This window comes from Nocardioides sp. (assembly GCF_041913365.1).
Taxonomy (GTDB): domain Bacteria; phylum Actinomycetota; class Actinomycetes; order Propionibacteriales; family Nocardioidaceae; genus Nocardioides.
The window spans coordinates 880,344-893,243 of sequence record NZ_JAYSFM010000001.1; the positions used below are offsets into that span (position 1 = coordinate 880,344).

Sequence of the window (12,900 nt, forward strand, 5' to 3'; positions counted from 1 at the left end):
CTGAACATATGACTTTCACCGTTGGCGAAACGGTCGTCTATCCCAATCACGGGGCCGCGGTCATCGAGGACATCGAGATGCGGACGATCAAGGGAGAGGACCGGCAGTACCTCGTCCTCAGGATTGTCGCCCAGCAGGACCTGGTCGTTCGCGTGCCGGCCTGCAACCTCGACCTCGTCGGCGTCCGTGACGTCGTCGACAAGGAGGGCCTCGACCGCGTCTTCGACGTGCTGCGCGCGGCCCACGTCGAGGAGCCGACCAACTGGTCGCGCCGCTACAAGGCCAACCTGGAGAAGCTGCACTCCGGCGACGTCATGAAGGTCTCCGAGGTCGTCCGCGACCTGTGGCGCCGCGAGCGTGACCGTGGCCTGTCGGCGGGCGAGAAGCGGATGCTGGCCAAGGCGCGCCAGATCCTGGTCTCCGAGCTCGCGCTGGCGGAGAAGACCAACGAGGACAAGGCCGAGGCCATGCTCGACGAGGTGCTCGCCTCCTGAGCAGCAACGACACCGACCGAGGCCCCTGGGACGACGATCCCGGGGGCCTCGGTCTCGTTCTGGACGAGGAGCGCGGCTCGTTGCCCTTCGCCCTGATCCACGGCGAGGCCCTGGTGGCGTGCGCGGCCTGGGCGCTCGGGGAGGCCGGCGTCCGGATCGTCGACGCCTCGGTGACCTGGGAGGCGATCGTCGCGGCGGGGGAGGACCTGGTGCTCCACGACTCGCTCTGCCCGATGACCCCGCCCGCCTTCATCGCCGCCTGCCTCGAGCAGGCGCGGTCCACCGGCCGGCCGGTGGTCGGCGTGCGCCCCGTCACCGACACCGTCAAGGTCGTGGCCGACCACCGCGTCGGCGCCACGCTCGACCGCGACGACCTGGTGGCCGTCGCCTCGCCCCTGGTGATCCCTGCGGAGGTGCTGGCCACGATGGCCGCGCGGCCGTCCGTCGACCTGGTCCTGGCCGTGGCCGACCTGGCCGCAGCGGGTCAGCCCGCCGAGACCCTCACCGCGCCGCCCGAGGGGCGGCGCGTCTCCTCGCCCGAGGACGTGCAGGTCCTCGACGCGCTCACGACCGCGGCGGGCTGAGCTCGACCGCGAGCGCGACGTCCTCGGGGAAGGTCACCTTGAGGTTGAGGGCGCTGCTCGGCACCGCGGCGACCGCGAGGTCGCGGTAGGCAGCCACGCAGCCCGCAGTGTCGGTGGCCTCGAAGCCGTCCTCCGCCGCGGCCCGGTAGGCCGCGAGCAGCTCGGCGGCCCGGAAGGCCTGCGGCGTCTGGACCCCGCCCACGTCCTCCGTGACGGGCGTCAGGTCGGCGTGCAGCAGGTGGGTCACCGCGGCGACGGGGATCGCGCCCCCAGTCTCGCGGGCGGCGTCCACGACCTGCCGCCAGAGACCGGGCCCGGCCAGCGGCCGGGCGCCGTCGTGCACGACCACGACGTCCACCTCGCCCGCGGCGATGTCGTCGGCGAGGACCCGGATCGCGGCCCACTCCGAGGCGTGGCGGGTGGCGCCGCCGTCCACCACCAGCACCTCGCGGTCGCCCAGGTGCGGTGCCACCGCCTGCGCCACGGCCTCCCGGTCCTCCGGCCGCACGACGATCACGAGGCGGCGTACGTCGTCGAGGGTGAGGGCGTCGCGCAGCGACCACACCAGCACGGGGACGTCACGCAGCGGCAGCAGGACCTTGTTGACCTCGGCCCCGACCCGGCTGCCGGAGCCGGCGGCGAGGATGACGACGGCAGCGGGCATCAGCGGCTGACCAGGGCGGTGGCGATCGCCGCGACGCCCTCGCCGCGGCCGGTGAGGCCGAGGCCGTCGGTCGTGGTCGCGGAGACGCTGACGGGCGCCCCGACGGCCGAGGAGAGCGCGGTGGCCGCCTCGTCGCGGCGCGGCCCCAGCTTGGGCACGTTGCCGATCACCTGCACCGCGACGTTGCCGATCTCCCAGCCCGCGGCCCGCACGCGGCGCGCGGTCTCCGCCAGCAGGGCGGCGCCCGACGCGCCGGCCCACTCGGGCTCGGCGGTGCCGAAGTTGCTGCCGAGGTCGCCCAGGCCGGCAGCGGAGAAGAGGGCGTCGCACGCGGCGTGGGCGGCGACGTCGGCGTCGGAGTGACCGTCGAGCCCGGCCGGCTCGTCGGGCCATGCCAGCCCGGCGAGGTGCATGGGCACACCCTCCACGAGACGGTGGACGTCGGTTCCGATGCCGATGCGGGGTCCGGTGGAGGTCACGTCGGCATCATGCCCGAGGGGAGGCAAGAATGGACCCGTGACCACTCGCCGCCCGCCCTGGGCGCTGGCCGGCATCATCGCCGGCCTCGCCGGGCTCGCCACCAGCTACGCCACGGCCATGGTGCTGACCATCCGTGAGTCGCCCGTGGTCGCGGTCGCCGAGCTGGTCATCCGGCTCACGCCCGGCTCCGTCGCCGAGCGGGCGATCTCGGTCCTGGGCCACCTCGACAAGCCGGCCCTGGTCGCCGGGATCCTCGTGCTCCTGCTGGGGTGCTTCGCCGGGGTGGGCGTCCTGGCCCGACGGTCGTGGTGGCTGCCGATCCCGCTGTGGACCGCGCTGGCCGCGCTGGGGCTGGTCGCCGTGGTGACGCAGCGGGGCGCGGGTCCCGTCGACGCCCTGCCGGTGGCGGTCGGGCTGCTGACCTGGATCACCGTGCACTCCGCGCTGACCGACGCGCTGCGCCGCGGGCAGCGGCGCCCCGACCTCGAGTCGCGCGAGCGCCGGGTGTTCCTGGCGGTCGCCGGGGTCGTCTCGCTGGCCTCGCTCGGCATCGCCGTGGCCGGCCGCTTCGTCGGGGCGGGCCGCCGCCACGTCGAGGTGAGCCGTCGCCTGCTCCGCATCCCCGGCGTCACCCGACGCCAGCCGCCTGCGAACACCTCGCTCGGGCTGCCCGGCATCGCTCCTTGGCAGACGCCGAACGAGGACTTCTACCTGATCGACACGACCATCGCGAAGCCGACCATCGAGCCCGAGGAGTGGTCGCTGCGCATCCACGGGCTGGTCGAGCGCGAGCTGGTGCTGACCTTCGCGGAGCTCGTCGCGCGACCGATGACCGAGTCGTGGATCACCCTCAGCTGCGTGAGCAACGAGGTCGGCGGCGGGCTGGTCGGCAACGCCCGCTGGAGCGGCGTACGGCTGGCGTCGCTGCTGTCCGGGCTCGGCATCAGCGACGAGGCCGACTGCGTGCTGCAGACCTCCCACGACGGCTGGTTCTGCGCGACCCCGCTCGAGGTGCTCACCGACGAGCGCGACGCGATGCTGGCCGTCGCCATGAACGGCCGCCCGCTGCCCATCGAGCACGGCTTCCCGGTGCGCACCATCGTGCCCGGCCTCTACGGCTACGTCTCGGCCACCAAGTGGGTCGTCGACCTGGAGGTCACCACCTTCGAGAAGGCGGTGGGCTACTGGACGACGAAGGGCTGGTCGGCCGAGGGGCCCGTGAAGATCGCCTCGCGCATCGACGTGCCCCGCTCGGGCGACGAGGTCGAGGCAGGACGGGTCTCGATCGGCGGTGTCGCCTGGCACCAGCACACCGGCATCGCGGCCGTGGAGGTGCAGGTCGACGGAGGCGCGTGGCAGCGCGCGGAGCTCGGCACGGTCCCCTCAGTCGACACCTGGGTCCAGTGGGCCGTCACCGTCGACGTCCCGGAGGGCGACCACGAGGTGCGGGTGCGGGCGATCGGCGAGGACGGCGACACCCAGACCAGTGTCGTACGCGCTCCCGACCCCGACGGCGCGACCGGGCTGCACACGATCGAGATCAGCGCGCGCTGACCCTCAGCCGTTGCGGATGACGTACGCCGTCCCGCCGGAGGCCGCGATCCAGAGCCGCTCGAGCTGTGCCCGGTCGTAGACGCGGCGCACGGCTGCGTTGGTCGCGCCGGCGGGGTCGTTGACCACCACGTCGCCGTCGGGCTCGAAGCCCACGATGACGAGCAGGTGGCCGTTGCTCGACGAGATCGGCGCCCCGGTGAGCTGGTTGCGAGCGAACGCGATCGACACGACCAGCGGGACGCCGGCGACGATGTAGTCCTCGGCCTCGCGCAGGTCGCGCATCCGGGTGACGTAGGAGTCGCCCGCGACGAGCGTGGCGGCATAGGCGGTGTTGAAGGCCCAGTTGCCGGTGCCGTCGTAGCCGTGGTCGTAGACCATCTTCGCGGTGTGGTCGACGGTGGCGTCCGCGTGGCCCGGTGTGATCCCGCTCGGCGCGGGCGCGACGCCGTGGTAGGCGAGCACCATCGCGGTCGAGGCGGCCGAGCACCACGCCTCGCCACCGCCGCCCCACTGGGGGTAGTGGCCCGAGTGCACCATCTGGGAGTACGTCGGGACGGGGAGCACCGTGCCGGCACCCGGACCGGGCTGCGAGGTCGGTCGGGCGGCCGCCGCGTCCGCGCTGGCCACGGCGCCGACGCGCTCGAGGCTCACCGGCTGGGTGGTGCCCGCGGGTCGCAGCAGCGTGACCCGGACCTGCCAGGAGGCGACCGAGGAGGTGGCGTACCAGGTGTCGACGCTGACCCGGCCGAGGTCGTCGGACTGCCCGGAGTACGTCGTGCGCGGCAGGCGCTTGTTGAGGCGGGACCAGTCGGCGACCGTGTCCCACGTGCCGGTGGTGCCGTCTGCGGCGCGGCCGCGGACCTCGACGCGGACCAGGCTCTTGCCCGGCGTCGTGGCCTCCCACGTCGGGACGAGGGCGGTGGCGCCGAAGCCGGGCGTCGCCCACGGCGAGGTCCAGCTGCCGGCGTCGTAGGAGCGGCCGGCGACGGTGCGGCGCTTGGGCTTGAGCAGCGAGACGTTGCCCCGCCCGAGCTTGAGGCCGCTGCGGCTGCCTGCCTTGAAGTCGGCGTAGCTGCTCCACGAGGTCAGCGCGACTTGCGGGATCGCCCGCGCGCGGGACGCCGGCGCGGCGGTCGCGGTCGGCGCCTGGGGGAGCAGGAGCGCCACGAGGGCGAGGGCGAGGGCGCTGGCGGGGCGTCGGAGCACCGTACGACGATAACCGCTGGAAACCCACCCGTCACAGGAGTCACACGACCGCCCCCGACTACGGCCAATGTTCACGAAAATGTCCCCGGGGACTGTGGGGAGTTTCGTCACCGATTGTCGGTCGCGTTGCTTAGTCTTCGGCTCGGCCGCCAATCGGGTTGTCCTGCGGCCCTCGATCAAGGGACCACCGCCTTGCCCCGACGCACGCTCCGCACAGCGATCAACCTGACGACTCTCACGGCCCTCGTGGCCGCTCCGCTGGCGGTGGGATTCACCGCGCCGGCGAGCGCGAGCGTCAGCACCGCGATCTCGAGCTTCCCCTACACCCAGGACTGGTCCGGGCTCACCGCCACGAGCACGTGGGCCGACTTCCCGGGTGTGGAGGGCTTCAACACCGGCACGTCGATCGCGCCGCAGAACCCGAGCAACGCCACCGACGTCGGCACCCTGACCGCCGAGGGCACCCTCGCGTCCAGCTTCCTGGTCCAGTCGAACACCTCGGTGCCGAACACCGCCAGCGCTGGTGGCGTCCTGGCATTCGCCAACGTGCCGACGGCCAGCAAGACGGTCGCCCTCAGCGCCACCGGCTCGCAGACCGCCCCGCTGCTGGCCTTCCACCTCAACACGACCGGCAAGTCCGGCTTCGCCGTCGCCTACGACGTGCAGGACCTCGACAGCAGTGCCGACGACCAGCCGCAGCGAGTCGCCCTGCAGTACCGGGTCGGCACCTCGGGTGCCTACACCAACGTGCCCGCCGCCTACCTCACGGACGCGACCGGTCCTTCCAACGCCACCGTGACCACGACCCGTGTGTCGGCCACGCTGCCTGCCGCCGTCGACAACCAGGCCGACGTCTACCTCCGCGTCATCACCATCGACAACGCCACGGGCAGCAACGAGCACGTCGGCATCGACAACATCGACATCACCGCCGGCGGTGCTCCCGCGCCGCTCGGCGCGACCGACCCGGGCGACCGGAGCGTCTTCGTCAACCGGGCGCTGACCCCGTTCACGCTCCAGGTCACCGGCGGCGTCGCGCCCTTCAGCTGGTCCGCGACCGGCACGCCCGACGGCGTGAGCGTCGCGAGCGACGGCACGGTGTCCGGCACCCCGACGGAGACGGGCACCTTCACCGTCGAGGCGACCGTCACCGACAACGCCTCCGCCACGGCGTCGACGCAGTTCGACATCGTCGTGTCCGAGATCCCGGTCAAGCCGTTCCACCCGATCACCGAGATCCAGGGCGAGGGCGACGCCTCCCCCTACGCCGTGGCCGGCAGCGCCGCCGACGTCTCCACGGAGGGCGTGGTCACCGCGCGCTACCCCGACGGCGGGCTCAACGGCTTCGTCATCCAGACCCCGGGCTACGACCCCACGGACGACGCCACCCCCAACGCGTCCGACGGCCTCTTCGTCTACCAGGGCTCGAGCCCGAGCTACGCCCCGCCCGCGATCGGCGACCACGTCACCATCGCCAACGGCCGGGTGACCGAGTTCTTCGGCCTGACCCAGATCACGGTGACCGACGGTGCGTTCGTCGAGTCCCGGCCCGCCACCGCGGAGGAGGCCGTCGTCCCCGGCAGCGTGCTGCCCGGCACCGACTGCAGCCTCACCGGGACCGCCGGCAGCGTCACCACCGACTGCCTCACCGGCGCGGAGCTCTCCGCCGAGCGGGAGAAGCACGAGTCCGAGATCTTCCGTCCGACCGCCCCCTTCACGGTGAGCGACTCCTACGACGGCAGCCCGTGGGGTGCCCCGTTCAACAGCAACTCGTCGAACAACTTCGGCGAGATCGGCCTGGCGGCGGGCGAGACGACGCCTCTCCTCATCCCGGTCGACGAGGCCAACCCCGCCACGGAGCGCGCTGCGTACGACGCTCGCGTCGACCACAACTACGCCAAGCGGATCACGCTCGACGACGGTGCGACCGTGTCGATCAGCGGCACCAACAACACCAACGTCGCCTACCCGTGGCTCACCAAGACCCACTCCGTGCGCGTCGGTGCGGCGGTGACCTTCCCGCAGCCGGTCGTCTTCGACTACCGCAACAGCGTCTGGAAGATCTACCCGCAGACCAGGGTCCAGCCCGGCACCACCGGGTCCGACCGCGTCGCCATCGAGCAGGACCGTGCCGAGCACGCCACCCCGGAGGCGGTGGGCGGCAACGTCAAGATCGCCACCTTCAACATGCTCAACTACTTCGTCCACGCGGCCCAGGACTGGGACAACCTCCCCGACGACGCGACGGGCACCAACCGCAGCTGCACCTACTACACCGACCGTCAGGGCAACCGGATCACGGCCCGTGACTGCACGTGGAGGGACCTGCGCAACAACCCGCCGTCCACCCTCCCCGACATCGGTCCGCGCGGCGCGGCCACCGAGGCCAACCTGCTCCGCCAGGAGGGCAAGGAGGTGGCTGCCATCAACACGATGGCCGCCGACGTGATGAGCCTCGAGGAGGTCGAGAACCCGGTCAAGCTCGGCTACGTCGACCGCGACCTGCCGCTGGCACGCCTCGTCGCCGCCCTCAACGCCGACTGGCAGGCCCGACACCCCGGTGAGGACGTCGCGGCAGACCCGCGCTGGGCCTACGTCCCCAGCCCGCGTCCCGAGGCGCAGCCGACGATCGCCGAGCAGGACGCCATCCGCAACGCGTTCATCTACAACCCCCGGGTGATCGAGACGATCGGGCGCTCGCAGATCCTGCTGAACTCGCCCGCGATGCGCAACGCTCGCGAGCCGCTGGCGCAGGCCTTCCGGCACGTCGACGGCACCCGTGAGGACGGCTTCGTCGTCATCGTCAACCACTTCAAGTCCAAGAGCGCGCCCGACGACGAGAGCACCGTCGCCGGCACCGACAACGCCGACGCCGGCTTCGGCGCCGGGTTCTACAACGGCGACCGGATCCGCCAGGCCCGTGCCCTGGCTGAGTTCGCGGACGCGGTGTCCTCCGACAAGGGGATCGCCCCGGTGTTCATGACCGGCGACTACAACGCCTACGGCGCCGAGGACCCGGTCCGCACCCTGGAGGCGGCCGGCTTCACCAACCTCAAGCCCGCCGACGGCACCACGTCGTACTCCTTCGGCGGCCTGGCCGGCTCGCTCGACCACGTCTTCGCCAACGAGGCCGCGCTCGACATGGTCACCGGCGAGACGATCTGGCAGATCAACGCCAACGAGCCGATCTACTACGAGTACTCCCGCTACAACTACAACGTCGCCGACCTCTTCGACGGCACGACGCCGTTCCGGTCCTCCGACCACAACCCCGAGATCGTCGGCATCGACGCCCCGACCAGCACGGCCCCCGAGGCCGTGGACACCGTCCAGGTCCTGGCGTCGAACGACTTCCACGGCCGTCTCCTCGACGACCCGGCGAGCGCGTCGGCCGGTGCCGCCGCGATGGCGGGTGCGGTCAAGGGTCTGCGGACCGACAACCCCAACACCGCGTTCGTGATGGCCGGCGACATCGTCGGCGCCTCGACGTTCGAGTCGTTCATCCAGAACGACAAGCCGACGATCGACGCGATGAACGAGGCAGGCCTCGAGGTCTCCGCAGCCGGCAACCACGAGTTCGACCAGGGCTACGACGACCTGATGGACCGCATCATGTCCGCGACCCACCCCGAGGGTGGGGCCGACTGGCCCTACATCGCGGCCAACGTCCGTGACGAGGCCACCGGCGACTACGCCCTGAAGTCCGACCGCACCGACGGCAACTTCGAGCACGCCAACGGCGCCACCTGGTGGAAGGAGTTCCCGACCCTGGGCGGCGGCAACGGCATCAAGGTCGGCTTCGTCGGCGCTGTCACCGAGGACCTCGACTCCCTGGTCGCCCCGTCGGCCATCGACGGCCTCGAGATCACCAGCATCGTCGACGAGGTCAACGACGCGGCTGCCGACCTGAAGGCGGCCGGCTGCGGTGGCGAGCCCTGCGACCTGGTCATCGAGCTGGTGCACGAGGGTGCGCCGAGCCCGAGCTGCGACACGATCCGCAACGACCAGGACTCGACGTTCGGCCGCATCGTCCACGAGGCGAGCACCGACGTGGACGCGATCATCTCCGGCCACACCCACCTCAAGTACAACTGCAAGGTGACCGTGGCGGGCAAGACGATCGAGCGCCCGGTGGTCTCCGCGGGCCAGTACGGCGCGTACCTCAACCAGCTCGAGTTCGACTTCACGCCCGGCACCAACGACCTGGTGGGCATCCGCCAGCACGTCCTGTCGATGAAGGACTACGACGAGGACGCCGACACCGAGGCCATCGTGGACGCGGCCGTTGCCGTGGCCGACGTCGAGGGTGCGGTGGAGCTCGGCCAGGTCGCCGCCCCGTTCAAGCGGGCCCGGCGGGTCGACCCCCAGAGCGGGGTCGTGGAGAACCGCGGTGGCGAGTCGACGCTGGGCAACCTCGTCGCGGAGATGCAGCGCTGGAAGACCGGCGCCGACATCGGTGTGATGAACCCCGGTGGTCTCCGTGACGACCTGGTCGGCACCGACAACGGTCCCGGCCCGGTCACCAAGCGCGAGGCGGCCAACGTGCAGCCGTTCGCCAACACCCTGGTGACGGTGGACCTGACCGGCGCCCAGCTCAAGACGCTGCTCGAGCAGCAGTGGCAGCGCGACCCCGACGGCAACATCCCGTCGCGGCCGTTCCTGCGGCTGGGCACCTCGAAGGGCTTCACCTGGACCGAGGACTCCTCCCGGGCGGAGGGCCAGCGGATCACCGGCATGTGGCTCAACGGCGTGGCGATCAGCCCGACCGGGACCTACACGGTGTCGGCCAACAGCTTCATCGCAACGGGTGGTGACAACTTCCGGGCGCTGACGCTGGGTGCCGACCGACAGGACACCGGCTTCACCGACCTGCAGGCGACCATCGACTACCTCGACGAGTTCGCCAACGCCGGTGAGGGCGATGCGCCGCTGGCCGTCGACTACCAGCAGCACGGCGTGGGCGCCAAGGTGCCGGCCGGTCCGTTCTCCGCGGGCCAGACGGTCATGGTCCCGCTCGACTCGCTGTCGATGACCGGTGGCGGCACGTCGGCCGACATCACCGACCTCACCGACACCTCGGTGACGGTCACCCACGGCACGACCGACCTGGGCACCTTCCCGGTGACCAGCGCCCTGCCCACGACGGCGTTCGACACCCCCGGTGCGGCCACGGTCAGCTTCCCGCTGCCCGCCGGCCTGTCCGGTGGCACCCAGTGGTTCACCGTCACGGGTGCGGCCACCGGCACGGTCGCGAAGATCCCGGTCGAGGTCGTCGACACCCGGGCCGTCTCCACGGTCTCGGGCACGGCCGCCGACATCATCTGGGGCCAGGCGGGCTCGGTCGAGGTGACCGTGACCCCGTCCGGGGCGACCGGCACGGTGGAGCTCTACGACGGCACGACCAAGATCGGCGAAGGCACCCTCGCGGGCGACGCCACGACGATCGCGGTCCCGGCGGAGTCGCTCGCGGTCGGCACCCACACGCTGACCCTGAAGTACCTCGGCGACGTCGCCCACCAGCCCGCGCAGGGCTCGGTGAGCGTCACCGTCAAGGCCACCGGAGCAGTGGCGGCCACCCCGACCCCGGCATCCGTGGTCCAGGACAGCGGCACGAGCACCATCGCCGTCGCCGTCACGGCCACGGGCACCACGCCCACCGGCACGGTCAGCGCCTGGCTGGGTGGCACGCAGCTCGCCAGCGCGACCCTGGCCAACGGCCAGGCCAGCCTGGTGGTCGGTCCGTTCGCCACGGTGGGCGAGAAGTCCATCGAGGTGCGCTACAGCGGGTCGGACACCGTCACCGCCGCGAGCCGGACGGTCACGGTCACGGTGACGGCCAAGCCGACGCCGCAGCCGACGCCGACCACGGTCACCGGCACGGACACGGCCATCCAGTGGGCGAAGGCAGGCTCGGTCGCGGTCACCGTGGCACCCGCCTCGGCGACCGGCACGGTGGAGCTCTACGAGGGCACGGCCCGCCTCGGCACGGCGACGCTCTCGGGTGGCGCGGCGAGCTTCCCTCTGGCGGCGCGGTCGCTCGAGGTCGGCACGCACACCATGGTGGTGCGCTACCTCGGCTCGGCCACCCACGCGGCCTCGCAGGACACGCTCACCGTCACGGTGACCAAGGCGAAGCCGAAGGTGCAGGTCGAGAAGCCCCGGAAGGTCGAGGCCGGCGACAAGGCCAAGATCAAGGTCGAGGTCTCGGCTCCGGGCTACGAGCCGACCGGCATGGTCCGCATCGTGCTCAAGGGCGCGGGCAAGGGGATGGGCCGGTCGATCAGCGTGGTCAAGGACCTCGACGGTGGCGAGGTGGTCGCTCGCGTGAGGGTGGCGAAGTCCGGCACGTACGACGTCACCGTCACCTACCTCGGTGACGAGCACACGCTCCGCGGCGAGGACAGCACGCGCCTGCGGGTGAAGTGACGCCGACCCGCTGAACGACCAGAGGTCCCGAGCCACCACGGTGGCTCGGGACTTCTGCGTTGTGAGACCTCCGCACCTAGACTCTGCCGGGTGACTCTGAGGCTCCACGACACCGCGACGCGCGAGGCCCGCGACTTCGTCCCCCTGGTACCGGGCAAGGCGGGCATCTACGTGTGCGGCCTCACCGTGCAGTCCGAGCCCCACGTCGGGCACGTGCGCTCCGCGGTGAACTTCGACGTCCTGCGGCGCTGGCTGACCGCCACCGGCTTCGACGTCGACTTCATCCGCAACGTCACCGACATCGACGACAAGATCCTCGCCAAGTCCGCCGAGCAGGGCATCCACTGGTACGCCCTCGCCAGCGCGATGAAGCGCGAGCTGGACTCGGCCCTGGCGTCGATCAACGTGCTGCCGCCGACGTACGAGCCCGGCGCCACCGGCCACGTGCCGGAGATCATCGAGCTGATCGAGCAGCTCGTCGCCCGCGGGCACGCCTACGCCGCCGAGGACGGCAGCGGGGACGTCTACTTCGACGTCCGCAGCTGGCCGACGTACGGCGAGCTGACGCGCCAGCGCGTCGAGGACATGGAGCCCGCCGGCGACGCCGACCCGCGCGGCAAGCGCGACCCCCGCGACTTCGCGCTCTGGAAGGGCTGGAAGAAGGAGACGGAGCCGCAGACCGCGGCCTGGCCCTCGCCGTGGGGCCCGGGACGCCCGGGCTGGCACATCGAGTGCTCGGCCATGGCCGGCAAGTACCTCGGTCCCGCCTTCGACATCCACGGCGGTGGCGTCGACCTGCGCTTCCCGCACCACGAGAACGAGCAGGCCCAGTCCCGGGCGGCCGGCCGGCCGTTCGCGTCGTACTGGCTGCACAACGCCTGGATCACCACCGCCGGCGAGAAGATGAGCAAGTCGCTCGGCAACTCGCTGCTCATCCCGTCGGTGCTCGAGCGGGTCCGTGGCATCGAGCTGCGCTACTACATGGTCGCGGCCCACTACCGCTCCCACGTGGAGTTCTCCTTCGAGGCCCTGGACGAGGCCGCCAAGGCCTTCCGGCGGATCGAGGACTTCCTCGACCGGGCTGCGCCCGTGGTCGGCACGTGGTTCGCCGCGCTGCCCGACGCCTTCGTCGACGCGATGGACGACGACCTGGGCACCCCGGCCGCCGTCGCGGTGATCCACGACTCGGTGCGCGAGGGCAACCGGCTGCTCGCCGAGGGTCCCTCCGAGGCGCTGGGCCGGAGGTTCGGCGAGGTGATCGCGATGCTCGACGTGCTGGGCCTCAACCCGGCCGACCCGGCCTGGCCGTCCCGCGGCGGCGACGACCGGCTCACCGACGTCGTCGACGCCCTCGTCAAGGGCCTGCTGGCCGAGCGGACGGCTGCCCGCGAGGCCAAGGACTGGGCGCGCGCGGACGCCATCCGCGACCAGATCAAGGCAGCCGGTGTCGAGGTCGAGGACACCCCGTCCGGACCGAAGTGGAGCGTGTGAC

The 12,900-nt window shown here is 71.9% G+C and carries 8 protein-coding genes; 5 read left to right on the top strand and 3 right to left on the bottom strand.

Annotated elements, in window-relative coordinates:
* The first annotated feature begins 8 nt into the window (after nt 1-8).
* The gene (locus ACE3QY_RS04360; RefSeq protein WP_056602200.1) at nt 9-494 is read left to right on the top strand and encodes a CarD family transcriptional regulator; all 486 of its coding nucleotides are present in this window, start codon (nt 9-11) and stop codon (nt 492-494) included.
* Between the two features lie 80 nt (nt 495-574).
* Nucleotides 575-1,078, top strand: a complete 504-nt coding sequence (locus ACE3QY_RS04365) for a 2-C-methyl-D-erythritol 4-phosphate cytidylyltransferase (RefSeq protein ID WP_374454774.1) — start codon at nt 575-577, stop codon at nt 1,076-1,078.
* Here ACE3QY_RS04365 and ACE3QY_RS04370 read toward each other — a convergent pair.
* Nucleotides 1,059-1,742: a 2-C-methyl-D-erythritol 4-phosphate cytidylyltransferase gene (locus ACE3QY_RS04370; protein ID WP_374454775.1), complete on the bottom strand. Its 684-nt coding sequence runs from the start codon at nt 1,740-1,742 to the stop codon at nt 1,059-1,061. The genes ACE3QY_RS04365 and ACE3QY_RS04370 overlap by 20 nt on opposite strands.
* On the bottom strand, nt 1,742-2,221 hold the full coding sequence (gene ispF, locus ACE3QY_RS04375) for a 2-C-methyl-D-erythritol 2,4-cyclodiphosphate synthase (RefSeq protein WP_374454776.1): 480 nt from the start codon (nt 2,219-2,221) through the stop codon (nt 1,742-1,744). The genes ACE3QY_RS04370 and ispF overlap by 1 nt, the downstream gene beginning before the upstream one ends.
* A gap of 37 nt (nt 2,222-2,258) precedes the next feature.
* Between ispF and ACE3QY_RS04380 the strand changes: the two genes are divergently transcribed.
* Nucleotides 2,259-3,776 (top strand): molybdopterin-dependent oxidoreductase, encoded by a 1,518-nt coding sequence (locus tag ACE3QY_RS04380; RefSeq protein ID WP_374454777.1) that lies wholly within the window; start codon nt 2,259-2,261, stop codon nt 3,774-3,776.
* 3 nt (nt 3,777-3,779) lie between these two features.
* Here the strand turns inward: ACE3QY_RS04380 and ACE3QY_RS04385 are convergent, their stop codons facing one another.
* A complete protein-coding gene (locus ACE3QY_RS04385) occupies nt 3,780-4,982 on the bottom strand; it encodes a C39 family peptidase (protein ID WP_374454778.1) in 1,203 nt (400 codons plus the stop codon).
* A gap of 192 nt (nt 4,983-5,174) precedes the next feature.
* Between ACE3QY_RS04385 and ACE3QY_RS04390 the strand changes: the two genes are divergently transcribed.
* Nucleotides 5,175-11,408, top strand: a complete 6,234-nt coding sequence (locus ACE3QY_RS04390) for an ExeM/NucH family extracellular endonuclease (protein WP_374454779.1) — start codon at nt 5,175-5,177, stop codon at nt 11,406-11,408.
* Between the two features lie 90 nt (nt 11,409-11,498).
* Nucleotides 11,499-12,899: a cysteine--tRNA ligase gene (gene cysS / locus ACE3QY_RS04395; protein ID WP_374454780.1), complete on the top strand. Its 1,401-nt coding sequence runs from the start codon at nt 11,499-11,501 to the stop codon at nt 12,897-12,899.
* The last annotated feature ends 1 nt before the right edge of the window (nt 12,900 follow it).

Coding starts and splice junctions, on each gene's coding strand:
- ACE3QY_RS04370 (WP_374454775.1), bottom strand. CDS start 1,742: ATGCCCGCTGCCGTCGTCATCCTCGCCGCCGGCTCCGGCAGCCGGGTC.
- ACE3QY_RS04360 (WP_056602200.1), top strand. CDS start 9: ATGACTTTCACCGTTGGCGAAACGGTCGTCTATCCCAATCACGGGGCC.